Origin of the sequence: Ensifer sp. M14 (assembly GCF_003355565.1) — a bacterium.
Taxonomy (GTDB): Bacteria; Pseudomonadota; Alphaproteobacteria; order Rhizobiales; family Rhizobiaceae; genus Ensifer.
On the sequence record NZ_QJNR01000014.1, the window covers coordinates 242,146 to 264,805 of the forward strand.

A 22,660-nucleotide genomic window follows, 5' to 3' on the forward strand; every position below is an offset into this window, starting at 1 on the left:
ATCATGAACCGAGAAGAGATCTTTGACGGGCTCCGCCAGAGCCCGAAGGTGGACGTCTGCGTCCTCGGCGGCGGCATCAACGGCCTCAGCGTATTTCGCGAGCTGGCGCTACAGGGCGTCAATGTCGTGCTCGTCGAGAAACACGATTTCTGTTCCGGCGCCAGCGCGGCACTGTCGCGCATGGTCCATGGCGGGCTGCGCTACCTCGAAAACGGCGAGTTCAGCCTGGTGCGGGAATCGCTGGTCGAGCGCGACCGACTGTTGCGCAACGCGCCGCATTATGTCGGTCCGTTGCCGACGACGGTTCCCGTCTTCGATGTCTTCTCTGGCATCGCCAACGGCGCCGTGCGGTTCCTCGGGCTTTCCCGCCGGCCGAGCCGCCGCGGTGCTGTCGTCATCAAGGCGGGGCTGGCGATCTACGATTTCCTGACGCGAAAGCGCGCCTTGATGCCCCGTCACGAGTTTCGCGGGCGGCGCTCGACGCTTGACAGATGGCCGGCGCTCAATCCGGCGATCAAGAATTCCGCCACCTATTATGACGCCTGGGTCAGCCAGCCCGAGCGTCTCGGCATCGAACTGCTCGAGGACGGGCTGTCGGCCGGCACTCACGCACGCGCCGTCAACTATGCCGAACTCAAGCTGACCGCCCCGGGACGCTACGTGATCAAGGACACGATCGGCGGCACGGAAATTTCGATCGAGCCGACACTGATCGTCAACGCGACAGGCGGCTGGATCGACATCGCCAATCAGAGCCTATTTTCCGAGCCCGCACGTCTGGCGCCGTTGATGGGCGGCACCAAGGGCTCGCATCTGATCATCGACAACGACGATCTGACCCGCGCCCTCGATGGCCACATGATCTACTACGAGAACGAGGACGGGCGCATCTGCATCCTGTTTCCCTATCTCGGCAAGGTTCTGGTCGGCTCCACCGACATTCGTGTCGACGATCCCGAAGCCGTGCGTTGCGAAACGGCGGAGCGGGACTACATCCTGCAATCGCTCGCCTTCGTCCTGCCGACCATCAAGGTCAGAACTGAAGAGATCGTATTTCAGTTTTCGGGTGTGCGGCCGCTGCCGGCAAGCAAGGACAGTTTTACCGGCCGCATTCCGCGCGACCACTATTGCACCTTCGTCGAGACCGCCGATGCCGGGCCGCCGGTGCTGTGCATGATCGGCGGCAAGTGGACGACCTTCCGCTCCTTCGGCGAGCTGGCGGCAGATCTTGTTCTGGAACGCCTGGCGCAGCCTCGCCTTGTGGCCACCGCCGACCGGGCGATAGGCGGTGGTCGGGATTTTCCGGCCGATCGCGAGGCCTGGATTGTGCGGGTCGCAGCGGCAACGGCGCTTTCATCGACGCGTATCACCACTCTGTTCGAACGCTATGGAACGGACGCCGAGCGCATCGCAGCCTTCATTGCCGTAGCCCCTGACGCGCCGCTCCCGCACCCTGATTACTCTATCCGCGAAATCCAGCTTTTGATCCGTAGCGAAAAGGTGGAGCATCTCGACGATCTCCTGCTTCGCCGCACGACGCTGGCAATCACCGGCGAACTTTCGCTCGAAATGACCGATGCCGTGCTCGCCCTGCTCGCCGCTGAAAAGCACTGGCCCGCTGCCCATCAGGCGCAGGAGCGCGCCCGTTTTCTCACCCTTCTCTTCGAACGCCACGGCGTCGACGAAGACATGCTTTCCGCACGGAACGAACAAAGGAGTGCATTATGCGAAACAACCGCAAGGTCCGGATGAACCGTCTCTTTGGCGCAGGACGCTGCCTGGACGTGGCCATCGACCATGGCGTCTGCAACGAGCCGTCCTTCCTTGACGGCCTTGAGAACATGGAGGCCGTAGTCAAGGCGCTGGTCGATGCCAGGCCCGACGCGATCCAGATGAATTATGGCCAAGCCGACCTGCTGCAGGATATTCCCGGCAAGGACAAGCCGGCCCTCGTCATGCGCATCGACATGGGCAATCCCTACAACCGTATTCGCCACCGCGACATGTGGGCTGTGCTGCAGAACGAGGCCGAACCGCTGATCGGCGCTCTGGAGATGGATGCCGCCTGCGTGGTCGTCAATCTGTTCATGCTGCCCGATGAGCCGGATCTCTTCCGCCAGTGCGTCGCCAACATTTCCCGCGTGCGCGCCGATTGCGAAAAATACGGCATGCCGCTGATGATCGAGCCGCTGGTCATGCAGCCGGTCACCGAGCGCGGCGGCTACATGGTCGACGGCGATGCGGAAAAGATCGTGACGCTGACGCGGCTTGCCCGCGAGATGGGCGCCGACATCATCAAGGCCGACCCGACGACCAATGCGGAGGATTTCCATCGGGTAGTCGAGGCCGCTCGTTGCCCAGTCCTGGTGCGTGGTGGCGGCAAGGAAGACCTGCGTGCGGTGTTCGACAAGTCTGCGGCCTTGATGCGGCAAGGTGCCGTCGGCATGGTCTACGGGCGCAATATCTATCAGCATGCAAACCCGAGCGCCATCGTTCGCGGATTGATGGCCATCGTGCACGACGACGCCGATGGTGAAGCCGCCTTCGCGTTGTATCAACAGGGCTAACATCAGTTCCGCTTGGTATAAGAGCGAGGATCCGAACCTTGGGAGGGGTTCTTCAATGGCAGACTATCTTCTGGGACTCGACGCCGGAAACACCGTCATCAAAGCGGTGATTTTCGACCTTGAGGGTAACGAGATCGCGGCGGCTGCGCAGGAGGGACACAGCCGGGTTCCGCGGCCCGGGCATGTCGAGCGGGGGCTCGAAGAGCTATGGACCCATGCCCGGGCAGTCATCCGCCAATGCGTCGAGCGTGCCGGCATCCGCGCCGAAGAGATCGTCGCGATCGGCTGCGCCGGGCACGGCAACGGCCTATACGCACTTGATCAAAGCGGAGATCCGTTTCTCGGCATCCAGTCGCTCGACACGCGCGCCGCAGGACTGGTTGAGGAATGGAAGGCGCAAGGCGTCGGCGACCGCACCTATGCCATCGGCCGTCAACGCCCATGGCCGTCGCAGACGCCGACCCTGCTCGCCTGGCTCAAGCGCTATCAGCCAGAGACGTTCGCCAGGATCGGCACCGTGTTCCTGTGCAAGGATTTCATCGTCAACCGTTTGACGGGCCGACGAGTGAGCGACGTCTCTGATATGACCGGCTGCGGCCTGCTGAACGTCGTCAACCGGCGTTACGACCGCGACCTGATGGCCGCCTTCGATCTCGGCGAGGCAACCGGGCTTTTGCCGGATCTCGCCGAAAGCGCCGATGTCGTCGGCACGGTCACGCCGGAGGCGGCAGCGCAGACAGGGCTTGCCGCCGGCACGCCGGTGGTCGGCGGCCTCTTCGATGTCATCGCCTCGGCCGTGGGTTCGGGCGTGACGCGTACCGGCGCGGCCTCCATCATCGCCGGGACCTGGAGCATCAACCAGGTCATCATCGACGGCCCCGATCTTTCGGGGCCCGTGTTCATGTCATCGACATTCGACCGCGGCCGCTACATGGCGATCGAATCGAGCGCGACGTCTGCGGCCAATCTCGAATGGCTGGTGCGCGAGTTCTTTGCCGAAGTCGGCATCGAAGACGGGCGCTCGCCCTATGATGTCTGCTGCGCGCTTGCAGCCGATATCGAGCCGGCCGCCAACGACCCGATCTACCATCCGTTCCTTTATGGCGCGCAGCAGGACGGCAATGCCCGTGCCGGCTTCTACGGGGTCGCCGGATGGCACACCAAGGGTCATCTCGTTCGGGCCGTGCTTGAAGGTGTCGCCTTCGGCCATCGCCAGCACATCGCCACCATGCGTGCGGCAGGCGCGACCTTCGACGAAGCGGTGCTTTCGGGTGGCGGATCGCGCAGCCTGATCTGGCCGCAGATCTTTGCCGATGTGCTCGGGGTTCCGGTGTCGGTTGCCCGGTCGCGTGAAACCGGGGCGCTGGGGGCGGCGATTGCCGCCGGCACAGGGGCGGGCATTTTTGCCGATTTTTCGGAAGGTGCGGCAGCCATGGTGAAGACGGAACGTCACTACCGCCCGAACGCGGCCATGGCGCGCCATTACGCGCGACGCTATGAGCTTTACAAGGATATTGCCGAAGCAATGGCGCCGATCTGGCGACGGCTTTCGAATGCCGCAGATGACGTGTCGGAGGTGGCGGCCTAGCGGCCGAAGGATGGGCTGGCAACCTCATCGTCGATCGCGTGGACAGCCGAAACAGTGAAGCCGAGGGCCGGGGCCGGCCATCGGCTTGATCGTTCCATGTCGATCCGGGCGCCGCAGACCCAGGGAGGATTGGCCAACGGCGCTGCGATCACTATCGAACGATCAGAACCGCATGTTCACGCCGGCCTTGATCACGTGGCTGTTGATGTCTTTCTCGCTCGATCCGAAGGCCGTGTTGGTGCGGACATCAGGGGTGGTGATGTAGTTATATTCGAGCTTCGCCGAGAGCCCGCCTGCAAAGGCCTGCTCGACGCCGGCGCCGACGAGATAGCCACCCTTGAAGCCGACATCGTTCTGGACGCCGCCACCCTTCTTGTAGCTGGTCATGGCATAACCGGCGGTGCCGTAGACAAGCGTCTGGTCGAACGACAGGCCGGCCTTCGCCTTGATCGCGCCGCGCCATTTCTCCTTGAGCTTGCCGCCGCTGACCTTGTGTTCGGTGTCGCCGAGATAGGAGCCTTCGATTTCAGCGCCGACAATGCCGGGGCCGACCTGCATGTTGTAGCCGGCCTGCGCGCCGAAGGCGACGCCGTTGCGGTCGGCAAACGGATTGGGGCTGCCGGTAAAGCCGATACCGCCATGGGCACCGACATAGGCGCCGCTCCAGTTGAAGGCCGGCGGATCCTGGTAGGAGGAGGCCGGTTCCGGCGAATAGGGGTCGGCGGCCTGTGCCTGTTGCACACCGGCTGCTGCCAGGAAGGCGATACCGAGCCAGAGGGGAAATTTGTAATGCTGCTGCATGGCGTTGCTCCGTGGATTGGACATAGCGCCGCTTGTGGCGCTTTCATCTCCGCTCTCTGTTTCGCGCCGGGCTGGCGCGATCATCGACGCTGGAAGATGTGCGCATTTGTGCGCCGCGCGGATTGCATCAACATTGCAAATATCGATTAAAGTGCTGATTTTATTATTAATAACCTGTTAGCCTCTATGGCGAATGTTGGGCGGCCCGAGGCGGTATTCGTCTCAGGCCACAGGCAGGGTCATGCGGAAGCAGGCGCCGCCGGTCGGCGCGCAAACCACCGATATGTGGCCCTTGTGGCGGCTGACGATCTCGCTGACGAGATGGAGCCCAAGGCCCGCGCCATGGTCGCGCGGTTGCAGCCGGTGAAATGGCTCGAAGATCCGTTCCCGTTCGCTTTCGGGAATGCCGGGACCTGCGTCGCTGACCTCGATGATACCGCCACGTTCGACATGAATGGAAATCAGGCCACCCGCATGCTCGATCGCGTTGCGCACCAGATTGGTGACGGCACGCTCCAGGGCGCCGGCGTCTCCGTGCGCACTGACCTGTTCGGGTCCGTGGGTAAAGGAGATGTCGCAGCCGGCCGACAGAGCGAGAGGGGCGAGGTCGGCAGCCACATCGCGGCAGAGCGAGACCAGGTCTATTGAGGCGAAGTGAGCGCTGTCGCGATCGATGCGCTCGAGGTCGAGCAATTGTTCGGCAAGCCCGGCAATACGGGCGGTGTCAACCAGCAGGCGGCTGCGCAGCGGGCCGAAGTCCATGCCCTCAAGACGCGTCTGCAGAATTGCGACCGGTGTTCTGAGCTCGTGAGCGGCATCCATGATGAAGCGCTGGCGTCGTTCGTAGCCTTCGTCCAAGCGCTGCAGCGCGCCGTTGACTGCTTCCACGAGCGGGCGCACTTCACCGGGAACGCGACCATCGGGCAGGCGGGCGCCGCGACGGTCGACATCGATGCTCTTGGCATGGTCGGCGACCTCGGCAAGGCTTGCAAAGGCACGGCGCACGATGATCGGAATGGCGAAGGCCGGAATGAGAACGAGGATCAGAACGATCGGCAGCAGCAGCAGGTTCGTCAGGAAGAACACGGCGAACGAGGCGCTCCACAGGCGTCCGCCGCCCGTCAGGACCGTATACGTACCCCGCTCGGTCTGAACCACCCGGGCGATCGCCGAGAGCATGTAAGGTGCCATACCGTCCCGGATATCGGCAAATGTTACACGATCGAGATGTTCGCCGATGCTGCGATAGGCGTCGGGCACCGGTCCGCTTTGGACCGTCTCGCCGCGCTCGTTGCGCACAACGAACCAGAAGCCCGGCGTCTCGGCGCGCATGGCGCGCAGCTCGGGCGTGTCTTTCAGTTTCAGCTTCTGGTCCGAGCCAACCTCGACGGCGCCGGCGGCGATCGATGCCGAACCGGCGTCGAGGATCATGCCGCCGAGATCGGCCCTGATCAAAAGGGCCATGAAACCGGCAATGACGGCCACGAGCAAAAGCACCTGAAATGTCAGGATATGCCAGATCAGCCGCTTCTTCAGCGAGTGGTTGGCGCTCGTGGTCACGACAATGTCCTCAGCAGATATCCAACCCCGCGAATGCCGTGGATTTCAACGCCGGAACCCGATTCCAGCAGCTTTCTACGCAGCCGCGAAACATGTGCGTCGAGCGAATTGGACTGGATCTCGTCGTCGTATCCGTAGACCGACTCCTCCAGTGTCGAACGCTGCACGGTTCTGCCCTGTCGCCGCACCAACGCCTCCAGCACAAGCAGTTCGCGGCGGGGAAGCTCCAGGACGCGGCCGTCGATGCGGGCTTCCCGACCATCGAAATCGAAGACAAGATTGCCGATGCGCGCAGTCATTGGTGCGATATCGGGCGCACGGCGCATCAACGCGCGAAGCCTTGCCAGCAACTCCTCGACGGCGAAGGGTTTGGCGAGATAATCGTCGGCGCCCATGTCCAGTCCTTTGATCCGCTCGTCGACGCTGCCACGTGCCGTCAGCACGATCACCGGAATGCCCGCTTCAGCGCCCGAACGCGCGGTATGAGCGTCAGCCCGTCGCCGTCAGGCAGTTGCCGATCGAGAATGATCGCGTCGTGGACCTGATTGGCCATGGCGGCGATGGCGTGATCGAGCGACGGCGCGTGGTCAAGGATCATGTCAAACCGACCAAGAGCGACGCCGAGCGCGGCAGCCATCTCGGGCTCATCCTCAACAAGGAGTAGGCGCATGCATCGATTCTCCAATGTGTCTGTGCGACGGCGGCACATTTGATTGAGGAGCATTGCCGCAAGGTTGCGGCTGGTGCGCAGATCGAGTGCACACTCCCCAGTGGAAACGCAATGCAATCGCAGCCGTCGTCATTGGCGGTTGCGATATTCCATGGCCGGTGGACGTGGCATGGATAGAATGAGACCAAAAGGCGGTGGCATATCGCGGCCATCGTAACGTCGGCGACGCGTTTTGTTTGGTCGCAGTAAAGAACGAATTCGCCGCGATGCTTTTTGCCATCGCGCTCCAACAGGCTCCTCGGCGCACATCCCTGGAGAATGCGCCGACAGAGAGAAACAGTCACACGGTCATGCGATGGTCGAACCTAAAGCGTATCGCGCAAAAGTGTGCCGCGGTTTTGCGACAACTGCATGCGTGAAAACAGGAACTTAAAGCGCGCCAAGCGAATCTGAAAGATCGCGACGCGCTCTAAATGGCCCGGTTCTTGAAAAGAGCCGTCACCCGTCGCGGGTTCCAGTCGATCGCTTCAAAGCCGGCGTCCAGTAGGATATTGAAGACCGGGATGAGGGTGCTTTCCTTTGCTACCCCTTTTTCGAAGCCGCAATCCACGGTGACATAGTGCGTCGACTTCAGGGTTTCGCGAGCGCCGGCGAGGATTTCCGGTTCCGCACCCTCTGCTTCGATCTTCAAGATGGCAACATTCGTCAGCCCCGTCTCAGCTGCATAGCTATCGAGGCTCCTGACCTTGACCTGGAAGCGGTCAGCATATTGCTCGGTCTCGAAAAGCGAACCGTCTGCAGTCCCGGGCTTGGAGTAAAATGTCAGTTCTCCGTCACTCGACCAGAGCCCGAACCGGTTTGTCTGGGGCTTGCCGTCGAAATTGTTACGGTCGCAGCAGTCCGCTTCCAGGCCTTCCGGCTCAAAGGCGTGGTACTCCAGGCCCTTCGAACGGCTGTATGCACCCAATTCGCCGACATTAGCGCCGCAATCGACAAAAGCGCCTTGGAGTGGTTCCGAGATGTGATGAAGCAGATAAGATTCCGCCAGCTGGTTCACGCGGGCGCCGATACCGCGCTTATAGAGCCAGAGCCGGTCGCGGCGGCAAATACGCAGCTTGTCGCTTCCGTCCATGACCGTCATCGTATTGTCGTTGCTATGCATCGCGATGCGATGGCTGTAGCCCTTCAATACGCTGGTGCCGTTTGTAAATTGGACAAACTGCCGGTTTGGCAGGCCCTCAATCATAGATTGACGCACGCGTTTCAGTATCTTCATCTAGCCATCGCCCCCACGATGCAGTCTGTCTAGGATGCCCTTGCGAGTTGTCCCTAAAAGAGTTGAGTGATTCCAGCCGATTGTAGCTTCGACGCGTTGTGCCGATTTTGCTGGTTGCGTCAATGCGGTTCGGCAGAAGAAATGCTCGTATTGGTTGATATCCGCAACTTTCTGCGGGAGCATGCAAGGTATGGCCGCAATGATTTCGAGGGCCGCCTGGCCCGCGACTGCACGACCGTCCGGCCGCAGAGCAAGGGTTGCGTAATCGTCAGCCCACCGACAACGGTCTCTATCGAGACCGACGCCGAAGGGGGCGGGGCGACGATTTAGTTGAGGGGGATTGCATTGTCCCCCTTGCTGGCTTGATAGACGGCAGAGAGGTCGTCGTACTTCCGGCTGATGGCGGAGGCTCTTCCCTTCAGATCGGAACGCTGCGGCTCGGGCAGCTGATCTATTAGCCCCCCGATCGACTGGCCTTTCCAGAATGAGTTCGACCGATTGTACCCCCCTGGCTCCAAGGTGAAGACTTCCTTCAGGATCTTCAGATCGTGCGGAATGGAAAACGCGTCCCGGGAATCTTCATGGCTGAAGAAATAAAAGAAGTTGTCGAACCCTGCCCAGGTGATCGCCGAAAGGCACATCGAGCACGGCTCATGGGTCGACAGGAAAATGAGGTCCTTCGAATCCGGTCGCTCGGATCCGGTCATCTCATAGAAGCGCTTCAGGGTGTGAACCTCGCCGTGCCACAGGGGATTTTCAGTCTCGTTGTTGGTTTCGACAAGGACCGTGGAAAGGTCCGATTTGCGCAGGAGTGCCGCTCCGAAGATCTTGTTGCCGGCGGCAACGCCTGCCTCCGTGGCGGGGATGATGCCAGCCTCCATGGTGGTCAGCAGGGCGTCGAGCAGCCGCGCCGTTTCGATTTTTTCTGACATTCTTCATCTCCTTGAAATGTCGGGTAAATTTTGCCCGGATCAAAATTTTGAATTTCGATCCGGAGCGTGAGTTCAAAGCAAAGCTCAATGAGCGCCTTCAGGGATCATTGGTATTTCGATACCCTTTTCGTCATAGAGCTTGCCGTTGAGGAAGTAGTCGCCGTCGCGAAGTGGCGCGATGTCCTTGTAGCGGATCGTCCGTTCCGTCCCCGCCACGAACACGGATTGCTGGTCGGCATTCCCTGCTTTGAAATGGTTGAACAGCAGATTGAGGACGATCGCCATCAAGGCGGCGGAACTGATGCCCGAGTGAAAGATCGTCGCAACCCAGGCCGGGAAGTGCTCGTAGAATCCCGGTGACGCGATCGGGATCATGCCGAAACCGATCGACGTCGCGACGATGATCAAATTCATGTTGTTGTGGTAGTCGACCTTGGAGAGCGTGCGTATGCCACTTGCCGCGACCGTACCGAAAAGGACGATGCCGGCCCCGCCGAGAACGGAACTCGGCACCGCCGCAACAACGCGTCCCATGACCGGCAGAAGGCCGAGGACGACGAGAAAGAGACCGCCTGTCGCTACCACATAGCGGCTCTTGACGCCGGTGACAGCGACAAGCCCGACGTTTTGCGCAAAAGCGCTCTGCGTGAACGAACCGAAGATCGGTGCGAGAATGCTCGACAGCATGTCGGCGCGAAGGCCATCGCCCAGGCGGCGAGAATCGACCTTGGTTTCGACGATTTCGCCGACAGCGAGAATGTCGGCCGATGTCTCGACGAGCGTTACGATGATGACGATCAGCATCGAGACGACGGCGGCGATCTCGAATGTGGGATAGCCGAAATGGAATATCGTCGGCAGGGCGAAGAAGGGGCCGTTTGCCACCTGCGAAAAGTCGGTCATGCCAGCGGCATAGGCGACGCCCGTTCCGATCACGAGCGCAAGCAGGATGGAGAGCCTTGAAACCGAGGCGCTTCCAAGTTTGCTGAGCAGGAGAACGATGGCGAGCGTTGTGGCGGCCAGCTGGATATTCGCCGGGCTCCCGAAATCGGGCGAGGTGTTGTTGCCACCCATCGCCCAGAACGCGGCGACCGGCATCAGGGTCAGTCCGATGGTGGTGATGACGATCCCGGTGACAAGGGGCGGAAAGAAGCGGGTAATCCGGGAGAAAACAGGCGTGATCAACAGCCCGATCAACGACGCCGCGATAACGGCACCCAGAATAGACGGTATTCCTCCATTACCGGAAATCGCAACCATGGTCGCGACGCCCGAGAACGAGACGCCCTGAACAAGCGGCAGCCGGCTTCCGAAGAATGGCACTCCCAATGTTTGCAGGATGGTGGCCAGACCACCGGCGAAAAGCGACGCCGTCACGAGAAGGCCGATATCGCTTGGGCTAAGCCCGGCTGCCTGGCCGACAATAAGGGGTACGGCGACGATGCCGCCGTACATGGTCAGAACGTGTTGTAGTCCATAGGCGATATTGGCGCCGATGCTGAGCTTTTCGTCTTCCGGGCGCCGGCTTGATGCACTTCCCTCTTCTAAAGTTGCCAAGGTAAACTCCTCCATACCTTTGCGTGTGTTGCGCTTTGAGTTGATCCCCATTCCAATCAGGCACGTCGGCATAGCCATCGGGGCACAGGCCCATGCCGCACATGGGCTCATGCCTGAAGCAGAAATCGTTGCCGATTGTCGTTGCTGGAACGCGCAAAAGAGATGGCTCTTCGCGCAAGAGGGACAGGGCGTCCCGAAGCGTTTGCAGGAGTGCTGACGGGGGTCTCGCGACGGGCATCACACGGACGTGTGTTGCGACCGGAAACGCAATGAAAGTCATAGACTAACCCGCCGTCGGGCGTGATCTTCCAACCATGATCAAAGCAAAAAATAATACGAAAGGGGAGATCAGTCTCCATGCCCCACCAGCTCCATAGTTGAACCGACCATTGGCCAGTTTCGCTAGGACCCTGTTCCAGGAGGTGCGAACTCCGGATCGTCATCAACGTGAGTTGAACGGGGCGATTCCTGTGAGGCAGACGCCTACACTTTCACTAAGCTTGCAATTTTTTAGAAGAACCTGTCAAGGGCGTGCCGCCGCGGTTGTTCCGGCGGACAAAGGGAGGGGGCTTTGGTACCCCGTGTACCCGTTCGAATTGCCCTCCACAGATTGGGCGTACGGTTGCTGCGCGTGGGGAGCGCCAAGGCTGCCGTCTGGTCCTTGCGTCGCTGTCAAGCAACGACGCCTTCTTCCTCGGCGCGTCGGTCAGCGATCAATCGGTTTTCTCGACTTCATGCCGAGGCGGCCCAGCCTGTGGCACGCACGGGCGACCGGTAACGGGGTCGCAAATCTATCCACGGCAACGCCGGCTCTCGGACGTCAATGCCGATAACCATCAGCCTGACGGTGCCTTGCCGGGGGCGTGATGGTCAGACGTATCTCCGGTCGTAACGGCGTCCGAGACCGGTCAGAATCTCATAGGAAATGGTGCCGGCATCGCGCGCCACGTCTTCGAGCGTCTGGTTCGGGCCAAGGACTTCCACCAATGTGCCGAGCTTAAGCCGGCCTTCCGGCAAAGCGGAGATATCAATCGTGATGCTGTCCATGGAAACGCGCCCCACGATCGGCAGCCGAACTCCGTCGCAATAGACGGCACCCTTGCCGCTCAAGCTGCGTGGAAGGCCATCGGCGTAGCCTGCGGCAATGGTTGCAAGGCGGGTTTCTGCCGTCGTGACATGGCCGCCGCTGTAACCGACGCGTGCGCCCGAGGGGACGCAGCGCGTCTGCACCACTGCAACGTCGAGCCGCACGACAGCTTCCATGGGATTTCGTGCGCCGACCGTCGGCGCACCACCGTACAGTGCTATGCCTGGGCGGACGAGTGCACGGTGATAGGTGTTGCCGAGGAAGATGCCGCCAGAGTTGGCGACGCAGATCTCGAAGCCTGGGAATTCCGCCGCGATGCGGTCCATCTCGGCAAGTTGGGCATCGTTCTGGGTGCTCCCGACATCGTCGGCGCAGGCAAGGTGGCTCATGATGAAGAGGATTTCGATAAGGCCGGCGTCCTCAACTGCGCCGGAAAGGGCCAGCCGTTCCTCCGGCGGCACGCCGAGGCGAGACATCCCGGTGTCGAATTGCAACACGGCCCTCAGACGGCTCTTGAGGCTGTCGGCGGCCGCGGACCAGCGCTGCAACTGTTCCAGCGAATTGACGACCGGAATGATGCCGGCTTCGGCGCAGGCGCGCTCGTTACCAGGCTGCAGGCCGTTCAACACGAAGATGTCCGCGTCCAGCGGCAAGCAAGGCCGAAGGCCGAGCGCCTCACCAAACTGGGCAACGAAGAAGTGGCGGCAGCCATGGGCATAGAGTTTGACGGCCACCTGCTCGGCGCCAAGCCCATAGGCATCCGCCTTGACGACGGCCGCTGCGCGCGCCGGCGCTGCGTCGGCCGCCAGCTTCTCGTAGTTGCGGGCGAGAGCGCCAAGGTCCACGGTCAGATAACCTGGCATGCCTTCTGTACTCGGCGATCGGTGACAGGGCTGCCGATCCAAAATTGTGATGTCCATTTCCGTCTCCCAGTTGACGGAAGCCTATTGAAACAATCGTCAAATTGTTTGCCGATGATTGGTCAAAAATTGTGAATTTGCAGATTTGTTAAAATAAAGCGTGAACATTCTGAATAATCGCGCATGGCGGATTGGCTGTGGGCGATGACGGCATTTCGCGATTACCACCGCTTGATCTGTGCAGGAGAATGCCCGTTTGGCAGTGGACATCAGGTTGTGGCAACCAGCCGAACCGAGCGCGATGCATTGGTCTAAACGTGGTTGGGCCAAAGGTGTGAGAGTGATCAGGCAAAGAGTTCGAATGCCCTCGGTGGAGCTATCGATTTGGCGTCGGAGAGGTTTAGGGGGGGCGGTTCTTGCGGCAGAGGGCCTGCCGATGGACCTCAGTCGGGGTGGCGAAATGTGCAGTGAACGAAGTGTGTTGCGACACATTTTCGTAGCAGCTATGGAGTTCGCACCGTTCATAGGGAACACAACATGACGACACGTGCTACCCTTCCCGCGGTCGACTGCGATCCTTCACCGGAAGGACACGGGCCGATCTCGGTTTGGGGACATCGGCCCATCGCACTGCAGCGACTGATCAACGCAGCGGGCAACCTTCTGTTTGCTCACGATGTCCCGTCCATGGCGCGCTATACCGCAGGCAAGATCTTCCACGATCTTTCCAAGCCATCGTCCATGTTCGGCGTTTCCGGCAACACCTTGCCAGCCTCGGGATATCTGACCGAGGCCCTGGCCGTGGCGGTCAAGGCGGGCGGACCTATCGCGGACCTCGGAAAAGCCATCGCGGAAATCGCGCCGGACCTTCGCTGGTACAGTTCAAGGACGGGACCTTTCGCAAGCATCAATTTCGTACGTGGTCATGCACATGCATTGATGGTGGGACCTGGCGGCATGGAGGAGCGTGACGACGTCCATATTGGCGCGACGATCATGGCGCCCTATAGCCGCTTTCCCGATCACCGCAAGAAACATCCGACAGTCTTTCTAGCGCTGTCGCGCGCCGAAGTGCGCCTCAACGACGACGATTGGCTCGTTCGCTCGCCGGGAGGCATTTTCTTCAGCGATGAGGGCAACGATCTCGCCATGCGCTGTACCGGCAACCCACTCCTCTTGTTTTGGTGCCAACGCGTTCGGTCTCAATCCTAGAACGTAACAGCGATAGAATTCTTCGTCTTCTCCGGATCACTGTTGGGCGGCCCCCGGGCGGTGTGGTGCGCAGGACGGGAGATCCTGCCGCAACACGAGACGGCATCGTCGATATCGCAGGCTCGACGGCTCGGCTGGCTGGCCTTCGCAAGCAGGGATGCGAAAGACGGTTCTACGCCTCGCGCAGCTTCGCCTCACAACGCAGCAGCATGCCGTAGAGATCACGCGGCTCGTCCGGATCGGCCAACAGATCGAGATCGATGTAAAGCCCGGTTTCCTGAAGTTTGCTGCGCACATAGCGCAGCGCCGAGAAGTCCTCGATTGCAAAACCGACGCTATCGAACAGCGTAATCGTCCGCTCGGACTGACGGCCTCCACGCTTGCCGGCGATCACTTCCCAGAGTTCCTTCACCGGATAGTCTGCGTCGAGCTGCTGGATTTCGCCCTCGATGCGCGTTTGCGGCGGATATTCGACGAAGATATCGGAGCGCAGCAGGATATCCTTGTGCAGTTCGGTCTTGCCGGGGCAATCTCCGCCGACAGCGTTGATATGCACACCCGGACCAACCATGTTGTCGGACAGGATCGTTGCGTACTGCTTGTCCGCCGTGACTGTGGTGATGATGTCGGCTCCCTCGACTGCTTCCTGCGAAGAGCTGCACGACTTGATCGCAAAGCCCTTGCCGGCGAGATTTCTGGCGCAGCGCTCGGTCGCGCTCGGGTCGATATCGTAGAGCCGAAGCTCGCTGATCCCGACAATCGCCTTGAAGGCAAGCGCCTGGAATTCGCTCTGTGCGCCATTGCCGATGATCGCCATGGTCTTGGCGTTCGCGCGAGCGAGATGCTTGGCGGCGACCGCCGACATCGCTGCCGTGCGAAGCGCCGTCAGGATCGTCATTTCGGAGAGAAGCATGGGGTAGCCATTGCCGACATCCGAGAGCACGCCGAAGGCAGTGACCGTCTGGCGCCCTTCCTTCGTGTTCTTGGGGTGGCCATTGACATATTTGAAGCCATAGAGCGTGCCGTCGCTTGTCGGCATCAGCTCGATCACGCCCTCCTTGGAATGCGAGGCGATACGCGGCGTCTTGTCGAACTGTTCCCACCGGCGGAAGTCGTCTTCTATCACTGCGGCGAGTTCGGTGAGAAAGGTCTCGATCCCGACCTTCAGTACCAGTCTCATCATGTGGTCCACGCTGACGAACGGTACGATGTTCAGATTTGAAGGAGCAGTCACTGTTCAATCCTTTTGGTTCAGACACTCGGCTTGAGGATACGAGGAATGGTTCCAACTCGCACCCATTGACGGCATCAATTCCCTTGGCAGTTGTCGGCGAGGAACGTTCTGGCGATTTCGGAAACGAGATCCGGCAGGACCTCGAAAGCATAGGGTGCATGCACGCGCTCGAACTTCTGGTGGAACTCGCGGCCCCAGGGACCGAGATTGACCGCCGGGAAGCGCAGCGCATTCTCCGGCGGACGATCGATCAACCGCGAGATCGGCGTGTTGTCCGAAACGACCTGGCTGCCGCTCGCCGCCAAGCCTAGGAAGCTCATGTCGGAGATACCCTGGAAATGTGGCTTCCAGACCAGGCTACGGTCAGGATCGTTGCCGAGACCCGCACGTGCCTTTTCGATGGCGTGATGCAGGGCGCGGTCATTCGGTTCGTCGAGCCGCAGGTGGCTGGAGGGATAGTGAAGCCCGGAAAAGCCGATGACAATGGCAGGTCCGGACAATCGGGCGATCCCGACCAGCCACTCCGTCAGTTGCCGCGTGAAGACCAGCGGATTGTCGATAGCGGACAGTGACGTTTCCTTAGCCGCGTAAAGGGCATCGAAACCCTCGCCGCAAACTCGTTTGGCCAGTGCCCGCAATTCCTTGAAAGTCAAAAGATGCGGTCTGCCCGGCGTGGCGCCCGCGCTTCTGCCGACGAGCCTGCCATATTCGGCGGACTGCGAAGCGAAACGATCTACCGCTTCGGTGGCGCCGGAGAGCACTTCCTGCCCGAAGCGGGCGAACAAGTCGTCCGCTGGCGTTGCATGGTACAGCCAATTGAAAGCGATCCAGAACCGTTCCGGCGTCGTAACCTCATACCCATCGCGCAGATCCTTGGCCTCCAGGCAGATCGGCGGGGGTGAAATATCGTTCTCGTCGCGATCGGCCAGCGAGGCGTTGCCTTCCAAACGCGCCAGAATTCCAGCGGCCATGGCCTGCGCGCTGACACCTTCGAATGGATAGCTGGCATGGGAGCTGCAGCCAATCACCAGCGCGAAAGGCAGAAGCTTGCCGATCGTGCCGGCATAGACGGCGCGGCCTTCGCTGCCGTCGCCCTGATCCGACGTCACATCCAGGTTGATGCCGGCCGCAATCTCGACGCCCAATGTTGACGTGAGGCTCGGCAGCGCGTCGCGAAGCGATCGCATGCCGCGGCTTTCACGTTCTTCATCCGGCGTGGCGACCAGCATCAGATTGCCGTGGCGATCGGGATCGGCCGCGAAGTTTTCAAGGCAGGCGATCGCAACCGCGATGCCGCTCTTCATGTCGAGCAGACCGCGGCCGGGCAAGAAGTCACCGCCCAGCAGATCCTGCAAAGCCCGTTCCTCCTGTTCGGAACGGTCATCCCGCACCGAGAGGCTCTCGATCAAGGCTTCCTTCAGCCGGAGGCTGTCGCACGCCAGCGGTTTGAGCTCGTGATAGTTATCGGTCGAGACCGTATCGAAGTGTCCTGCCATGACGAGCGTCCGCTTGCCCGTGCCACGAACAAGTGCCACGACATTGCGGGTGAGGGGCTCTCCATGGCTTTCAACCAGGCGAAGATCTTCGGGGTGCGCGCGAAAATAGGCAAGCTCGCTCAGAAGTTCGTGCAATTGGTCGGCAAATCCGGCTTCACCGGAAGTACCCGTTTCGCTCGGCCATGAGGTAATGCGCAACGCAAGTTCCCGGGCGCGATTGCCGTCGATCCGGGTTCCTGTTCGGGAAACATGTTGTCGTTGTTGTGGGTTCGTCATTCTGTTTCTCCGTCGTTCAATTCGAGAGGTGCTTGCGAAGGAAAGCGCGCGTGCGCTCCTCTAACGGGTCGGAAAGAACCTGCGCGGGTTCTCCCTGTTCGATCACCACGCCGGCATCCATGAACATCACGTGATCGGACACTTCGGCGGCAAACCGCATCTCGTGCGTCACGATCAGCATGGTCATGTGTTCGGCGGCAAGCTGCTTCATGACCTGGTTGACCTCCTCGACAAGTTCGGGGTCGAGCGCCGAGGTTGCCTCGTCGAACAGCATGACCTTCGGCTGCATGGCGAGCGCGCGGGCAATGGCGACACGCTGTTTCTGGCCGCCCGAGAGCCGTGCGGGGTAAGCATTTCCCTTGTCCGAAAGCCCGACCTTGGCAAGCAGGGCGTTGGCTCGGTCCAGGGCTTCCGCCTTGGTCAGGCCCTTGAGGCGCATGGGCCCGATCGTGATGTTCTGCAGGACGGTCAGGTGCGGAAACAGATTGAACTGTTGGAACACCATGCCCATTTCGCGGCGGATATGGTTGATGTGGTTCTCGAAGGCGCGCCCCTTTAACGGGCGGTTGACCTGATGGCCGTCAAGCCAGATCTCGCCGCTGGATGTTTCCTCCAGCATGTTGATGGATCTCAGCAACGTGCTTTTCCCCGAACCGCTCGGGCCGATGATGGAAACGATCTTGCCGCGGGCGACACTGAGGTCGATACCTCGGAGCACTTCGTGGCTGCCGTAGGATTTGCGGATTTGCCGCAGTTCGATCATGGGCGTTTGTGTCGTCATCGGATTTCCTCCGCTTTCCGGGCGGCCATGCTCAACAGGAATTCCATCGCCAGATTGACGACGTAATAGAGAAGAGCTGCGGTGAAGTAGAATTCAAAGGGGCGATAGGTTTCGCTGATCGCACGCTGCGCGTTCAGGACCAGTTCGGCGATGCCCAGAACCGAGAGGACGGCCGTGTCCTTCAGCAGAATGATGCTGTTGTTGCCGACTTGCGGTAGCGCCGTCGCGATGGCCTGCGGCATGATGAAGAGGCGCTGGGTGGCGCCGCGGCTGAATCCCAATGATCGTGCCGCCTCCGCCTGCCCGGGATCCACCGCCTGCAGCGACGCACGGAAAATATCCGCGTTGTAGGCGGCATAGTGCAGGCCAAGCCCGACCACCCCGGTCCAGAAAGCGGGAAGCATGACGCCCACCTGCGATAGGCCGTAGTAGAGCAGGTAGAGCTGCAGCAGCAGCGGCGTGCCCAGGAAAAGGAAGCTGATGCCGCGCACCGGCAGGCTTGCAAAACTTGGCCCGTAAAGCGTTGTGGTGGCGATGGCAAGGCCGAGCAGGATGCTGACGGAGCCGGCCAGTACGGTGATGAAAATCGTCCAGAGCAGACCGGTGAACAGAAGCTCCGAGTAGGACGGCACCACGCCGAAATCGAGTGTCATGCTCCGACCCTCCTGTCGGCATCGAAAAGCTTTTCTGTGCCGCGCACGAACAGTGAAATCATGGCGACGATTGCAATGTAGGCAGCGCCCGCAACCGCAAAAACCTCGAACGGCTTGTAAGTGGAGGTGACGAAACGCTGCGCCGAGTAGGTCAGCTCGACGACGCCGATCGTCGATACAAGCGCGGTGCTTTTCGACAGAATAACCGTGTTGACGCCCAGCGACCGGATCATCAGCGGCGCCGCTTGCGGCAGAATGAAGAGCCGCAAGGTATCGAAGCGGCCAAACCCGATCGAACGCGAAGCTTCGCCCTGTCCCTTGTCGACGGCGACGATGGCGCCCTTGATACCCTCCGACATGTAGGCGCCGATGTTGAGCCCCATGGTCAGCACACTGGCCATGAACGGCGTCAGCTCCAACCCGAACTGCGGACCGCCGAAGAAGACGATAAAGAGCTGCACCAGCAATGGCGTGCCACGCATGACGCTGACATAGGCCGTTGCAAGCCAGCGTATCGGCGTCATTCTGGAGAAGCGTCCTGTGGCCACGATTGTGGCGACGACAAGCCCGATCGCCAGCGAACAGACCGTAAGGCCGATCGTCAACAGCGACGCTTCCAATATATGGGGCAATAGTCGCCCGATCAGTTGAAAATCCATTCCGGCCTCTGCGGACTAGGCTCACGGGCGATGCGTTGCCTTTTCCGGGCCGCGTGAAACGGCACCTGAGATGACACGCCCTAGAGCTACCAAACTCGACGGATCCGACGGCCTGACATCCTGAGGCCGAACACGGTCATTCCCTATGAAGGATAGCCGGCCGAGACACATCTCGTGTCCCGGCCGAACCCATCAGCGGATGTCCTGGCCGATCCACTTTTTCGAAATGGCTTCGTAGGTGCCGTCGGCCATCATGTCGTCCAGTGCCTTCTGCATGGCAGCGGCGAGTTCCGGATTGTCCTTGCGGATTGCGATGCCGATGTCGTAGCGGGGAAGCTTGTCGTCCTTGATCTGTTCGATCGGCGCGTTGCTCTTGGCAATCGCCACGAACACGGGAACGTCGTCGGCAACGATGGCATCGACGCGGCCTGCGCCGAGATCGAGAAGCATTTCGGGAAGGCCCTTGTAGGTGCGGATCTCGAATGTGTTCTGGTCGCGTGCCCATTTCTCGGCGGCTTCGCCGAGCGTGACACCGATCGTCTTGCCCTTCAGTTCGTCAACACGGGCGACGGCGGCGCCCTTGCGAACGAAAACGGCAAGGCCGGAACGGTAGTAGGGGCCGACGAAGTCGACGGCCTTCTTGCGCTCGTCGGTGATGCTCATGGAACCGATGATCGTGTCATAGCGACCGGTGACGAGACCGGCGATGATGCCGTCCCAGGCAGTTGTCACGATGTTCGGCTCGACCTTCAGCCGACGGGCGATCTCGGAGCCTATATCGGCGTCGAAACCGACGACCTTGTTGCTTTCGTCCACGAAGCTGAAGGGTGGAAACACGCCCGAGAGAGCAACCGACAACTTGCCGGCCTCCTCGATCTTCTGCAGATCATCAGCCTGTGCAGGGGTGAACGGCAAGCAGATCGCGGCAGCGACCATCACGGCAGAAAAAACGCGGTGCAACTTCATCTGTATCATCTCCCAATTCGACCCGACATCACGGATCATCGCGTGGTTTACGACGGCAATTCAAAGGGCATGGATCGATCGACAGAATGTGAGGCCGGGCTGTCTTGTCTGATCCCGCTTTATTCCGGTGTTCCATCTCGATGAGGGAGTCGTATTGCGGTTGGGGGGAACAAAAAAGAATACAAAGTGCTTGAAGTTGCCTATTTATGCCGGAATAGTAGCAAAATTGACGAAATGGGAAGTCTGCGGTGGATGATCTCGATAGACGGCTGATTGCAGAACTGCGCATCAACGGCAGAGCTTCGGTGCCGCAGCTGGCACAGCTTCTCGGGGTAGCGCGCGCAACGGCGCAGAAGAGGCTTGATCGCCTTGTCACCGACGGAGTGATCAAGGGCTTCACGGTCCGCCTGAAGGACGACATCAGCAAGGATCTGATCAGGGCCTTCATCCTGATCACGATCGACGGCTCGCCACGGCCGGCGGTGTCGGCCGTAAAGCGTCTTCCAGGGGTGGCTGCCGTGTCCAATACCAATGGGGTCTGGGACATCATCGCCGAGATCGAGGTTTCGACCATGTCGGAGCTGAACGAGCTCATCTCGACGGTTCGGGCCATCGATGGCGTCTCGAAAAGCGAAACCTTCATCATGCTCGGGCCGGCGTGAGCGGCCGCGGCACTGCCGGTCTGTCCGAAGACCCGTGAAGGAGGACATTGCTTCACGCCGACTGGCGTAACTCCTTGAGGAACTGTCGTCGCTCGTCAGGCGAATCGGGTCGCCATCCTGGCGCGCGCCTTGCTTGCTTCTTCTTCGCGGTTACGTGGGGGTTGCGATGTCTTGAGCGTGTCGAGCAATTCCCGGGCGCAGGTCGCGATCGAAGCGACGGCGTGCTCGAAGGCTGCCTCATTGCGCTTGGACGGTTTTGTCGCCCCGCTCAGCTTGCGCACGAACTGCACTGCGGCGTCGTGGATCTCCTCGTCGGTCGCAGGCGGATCGAAATTGAACAGGGGTTTTATGTTTCGGCACATGACTGGCTCCCGCGCCTGTAATTCTCGCTCCTCTGGAAGTCGAGATCCTAATGCCCACGCTTCGCCGGCGGAAGAGCCTATCGTCATGCCTTCCTTCACCCAATCGACTGGCGAGCACTGCCTGTCAGGTGTTCTTGCCGTTTGATGCCATTTGCATTCCGGCTGCACGTCCGCCGCTCGGCACCACGACGATTTGCCTGACCTTGCCCTGTTTGAAGGCGGTGAGGAAACGCGGATAGTCCTTGAAGGCGACGCAGCCGTGCGATTCCGCCCGGTTGCCGCGCAGCAGGTAACTGTGGGTCAGGAAGCCGTCGCGGCCGTGCTTGTTTCTGCCGTCGATCGGCAACATGCGGATTGCTTCGACACCGTGGAAGCGCGTCTCGCGCATCTTGAGATTGTAGGTGTGCGGTGGTGTCGGTCCGGTCATCTTGACATTCACGTAACGCGGATTGTCGGCCATCTTGCCGATGCCGGAATGAGCCTCGAGGACGCTGCCGTCGGGCATGTAGACCTTCGCGGCGCTGATGTCGTAGACGGCGACGCCATTTCCGGCCCGGGACCCACCGCCGAACAGGTCTCGCAACGCCCTGAGGCCGCCACCCGATTTATTGTCTGCCGGATTGTTCGGCCGCACAAAGGCAAGCTCTTGCTGCTTTGGCGTTTCGCGTTCATCGGCCTTCGGCGCTGCGTCGGTCCTGGCGCGCCCGGTCTCCGGTTTCTCCGCTTCAGTGGCAGGCTTTTGGGCTTGGTCGCCGCCGGGACGGAACTGGGGCATCGGCCCCGAGGACGGCGTATCCTCATAATCTGGCAGGGCAACGGCCTCATCTTCGACGCTTGCGTCTTTCGAGGCAGGGAATTCGTCCGCTAATGGTGCAGTCAGCAAGGCCGAGAACACAGCGCTGCCCGATGCGCTCTTGGAGGGCCCCGCGTAAGCCAACGAGACAAGGGGCTTGTCGATCGCGCGGGTGAGCGGCGGCCCGAACCGTTCCGGTGCTGGCGTGTCGATGCTGGCAATCGCGCCGCTGGGCGTGATGGAGTGAGAGGCCTTGAAGTGACGGACGATCTGCTCGGATGTCAAAGTGGCCTGCGTCGCCGCCAGGGAAAAGCGCGCCGCCTTGCCTCTCGCCGCGGCATCTCCAAAGATGTCTGCATTGCGGGGCAGTTTGCCTTCGGCCCCGTTGACGTTTGCAAGGACGACGGGCTCAGCGACGGCGGCGACCAGCCTCGGCGTCTGTTCGACCCGAGCTTGCTTGACCCACGAGCGTTCCTTTTTTCGCTGCGCCACATAGAGCTGTGGCTTGGGCAAGAGGTTGCCCGAGCCGTGAGCGAAAAAGCTGCCCATCGCGACCGCACCGACCACTGATCCCGCGGCCGCGCCGGCGAGGGCGATACCGCAACAGGTGATCAGCAGTGGACGCAGCAGACGGCGCAAAGACTGTGAACGAACGATCTTACTCAACA

The 22,660-nt window shown here is 60.8% G+C and carries 19 protein-coding genes and 1 pseudogene; 5 read left to right on the forward strand and 15 right to left on the reverse strand.

All coding sequences use genetic code 11. The features are described from left to right. Window positions 1-3: 3 nt before the first annotated feature. From BLJAPNOD_RS29755 to BLJAPNOD_RS29765, 3 genes are read left to right on the forward strand one after another with little or no spacing between them, the layout of a single operon-like run. Window positions 4-1,752: a glycerol-3-phosphate dehydrogenase/oxidase gene (locus BLJAPNOD_RS29755; protein ID WP_115422438.1), complete on the forward strand. Its 1,749-nt coding sequence runs from the start codon at window positions 4-6 to the stop codon at window positions 1,750-1,752. Further along, complete coding sequence (locus tag BLJAPNOD_RS29760; RefSeq protein ID WP_171986822.1) at window positions 1,749-2,567, forward strand: class I fructose-bisphosphate aldolase; 819 nt, start codon at window positions 1,749-1,751, stop codon at window positions 2,565-2,567. The genes BLJAPNOD_RS29755 and BLJAPNOD_RS29760 overlap by 4 nt, the downstream gene beginning before the upstream one ends. Window positions 2,568-2,622: 55 nt before the next feature. After that, on the forward strand, window positions 2,623-4,155 hold the full coding sequence (locus BLJAPNOD_RS29765; RefSeq protein ID WP_115422439.1) for an FGGY-family carbohydrate kinase: 1,533 nt from the start codon (window positions 2,623-2,625) through the stop codon (window positions 4,153-4,155). 162 nt (window positions 4,156-4,317) lie between these two features. Here BLJAPNOD_RS29765 and BLJAPNOD_RS29770 read toward each other — a convergent pair whose 3' ends face one another. The 7 genes and pseudogenes from BLJAPNOD_RS29770 to alr all read right to left on the reverse strand — a co-directional run bounded on the left by BLJAPNOD_RS29770 (window position 4,318) and on the right by alr (window position 12,901). After that, window positions 4,318-4,956, reverse strand: a complete 639-nt coding sequence (locus BLJAPNOD_RS29770; RefSeq protein ID WP_077501250.1) for an outer membrane protein — start codon at window positions 4,954-4,956, stop codon at window positions 4,318-4,320. Between the two features lie 222 nt (window positions 4,957-5,178). Further along, window positions 5,179-6,516 (reverse strand): HAMP domain-containing sensor histidine kinase, encoded by a 1,338-nt coding sequence (locus BLJAPNOD_RS29775; protein WP_077501252.1) that lies wholly within the window; start codon window positions 6,514-6,516, stop codon window positions 5,179-5,181. Then, window positions 6,513-7,186: pseudogene (locus tag BLJAPNOD_RS29780) on the reverse strand (response regulator transcription factor). The gene BLJAPNOD_RS29775 and the pseudogene BLJAPNOD_RS29780 overlap by 4 nt, the downstream one beginning before the upstream one ends. Window positions 7,187-7,655: 469 nt before the next feature. Beyond that, window positions 7,656-8,462: an FkbM family methyltransferase gene (locus BLJAPNOD_RS29785; protein ID WP_115422440.1), complete on the reverse strand. Its 807-nt coding sequence runs from the start codon at window positions 8,460-8,462 to the stop codon at window positions 7,656-7,658. A 326-nt stretch (window positions 8,463-8,788) separates the two neighbouring features. Then, window positions 8,789-9,394 carry a nucleoside deaminase gene (locus tag BLJAPNOD_RS29795; protein WP_077501258.1) on the reverse strand — a complete coding sequence of 202 codons (606 nt, stop codon included), beginning with the start codon at window positions 9,392-9,394 and terminating at the stop codon, window positions 8,789-8,791. 84 nt (window positions 9,395-9,478) lie between these two features. Then, the gene (locus BLJAPNOD_RS29800) at window positions 9,479-10,966 is read right to left on the reverse strand and encodes a nucleobase:cation symporter-2 family protein (RefSeq protein ID WP_115422442.1); all 1,488 of its coding nucleotides are present in this window, start codon (window positions 10,964-10,966) and stop codon (window positions 9,479-9,481) included. An 855-nt stretch (window positions 10,967-11,821) separates the two neighbouring features. Further along, the gene (gene alr, locus BLJAPNOD_RS29805; protein ID WP_244611148.1) at window positions 11,822-12,901 is read right to left on the reverse strand and encodes an alanine racemase; all 1,080 of its coding nucleotides are present in this window, start codon (window positions 12,899-12,901) and stop codon (window positions 11,822-11,824) included. 534 nt (window positions 12,902-13,435) lie between these two features. Between alr and BLJAPNOD_RS29810 the strand changes: the two genes are divergently transcribed. Next, window positions 13,436-14,110 carry a dimethylsulfonioproprionate lyase family protein gene (locus BLJAPNOD_RS29810; RefSeq protein WP_199566060.1) on the forward strand — a complete coding sequence of 225 codons (675 nt, stop codon included), beginning with the start codon at window positions 13,436-13,438 and terminating at the stop codon, window positions 14,108-14,110. A 172-nt stretch (window positions 14,111-14,282) separates the two neighbouring features. On the opposite strand, the gene BLJAPNOD_RS29815 is transcribed toward BLJAPNOD_RS29810, so the two are convergent. The 6 genes from BLJAPNOD_RS29815 to BLJAPNOD_RS29840 form a co-directional block, all read right to left on the reverse strand. After that, entirely contained in the window at window positions 14,283-15,344 is a 1,062-nt protein-coding gene (locus BLJAPNOD_RS29815) for an ornithine cyclodeaminase (protein ID WP_077501397.1), read from the reverse strand. A gap of 74 nt (window positions 15,345-15,418) precedes the next feature. Then, complete coding sequence (locus tag BLJAPNOD_RS29820; RefSeq protein WP_077501263.1) at window positions 15,419-17,116, reverse strand: M20/M25/M40 family metallo-hydrolase; 1,698 nt, start codon at window positions 17,114-17,116, stop codon at window positions 15,419-15,421. Window positions 17,117-17,132: 16 nt separating this feature from the next. Next, the gene (locus BLJAPNOD_RS29825; RefSeq protein ID WP_077501265.1) at window positions 17,133-17,897 is read right to left on the reverse strand and encodes an amino acid ABC transporter ATP-binding protein; all 765 of its coding nucleotides are present in this window, start codon (window positions 17,895-17,897) and stop codon (window positions 17,133-17,135) included. Next, a complete protein-coding gene (locus BLJAPNOD_RS29830) occupies window positions 17,894-18,550 on the reverse strand; it encodes an amino acid ABC transporter permease (RefSeq protein ID WP_077501267.1) in 657 nt (218 codons plus the stop codon). Before BLJAPNOD_RS29830 ends, BLJAPNOD_RS29825 begins: the two co-directional genes overlap by 4 nt. After that, the gene (locus tag BLJAPNOD_RS29835) at window positions 18,547-19,209 is read right to left on the reverse strand and encodes an amino acid ABC transporter permease (RefSeq protein WP_115422444.1); all 663 of its coding nucleotides are present in this window, start codon (window positions 19,207-19,209) and stop codon (window positions 18,547-18,549) included. The genes BLJAPNOD_RS29830 and BLJAPNOD_RS29835 overlap by 4 nt, the downstream gene beginning before the upstream one ends. A gap of 192 nt (window positions 19,210-19,401) precedes the next feature. Then, a complete protein-coding gene (locus BLJAPNOD_RS29840) occupies window positions 19,402-20,175 on the reverse strand; it encodes a transporter substrate-binding domain-containing protein (RefSeq protein WP_115422445.1) in 774 nt (257 codons plus the stop codon). Window positions 20,176-20,423: 248 nt separating this feature from the next. Between BLJAPNOD_RS29840 and BLJAPNOD_RS29845 the strand changes: the two genes are divergently transcribed. Beyond that, a complete protein-coding gene (locus BLJAPNOD_RS29845; protein WP_077501271.1) occupies window positions 20,424-20,837 on the forward strand; it encodes an Lrp/AsnC family transcriptional regulator in 414 nt (137 codons plus the stop codon). A gap of 95 nt (window positions 20,838-20,932) precedes the next feature. On the opposite strand, the gene BLJAPNOD_RS29850 is transcribed toward BLJAPNOD_RS29845, so the two are convergent. Beyond that, window positions 20,933-21,199, reverse strand: a complete 267-nt coding sequence (locus BLJAPNOD_RS29850) for a DUF2277 domain-containing protein (RefSeq protein ID WP_077501273.1) — start codon at window positions 21,197-21,199, stop codon at window positions 20,933-20,935. Window positions 21,200-21,323: 124 nt separating this feature from the next. After that, window positions 21,324-22,631: a DUF2778 domain-containing protein gene (locus tag BLJAPNOD_RS29855; RefSeq protein WP_244611149.1), complete on the reverse strand. Its 1,308-nt coding sequence runs from the start codon at window positions 22,629-22,631 to the stop codon at window positions 21,324-21,326. Window positions 22,632-22,660 lie beyond the last annotated feature (29 nt).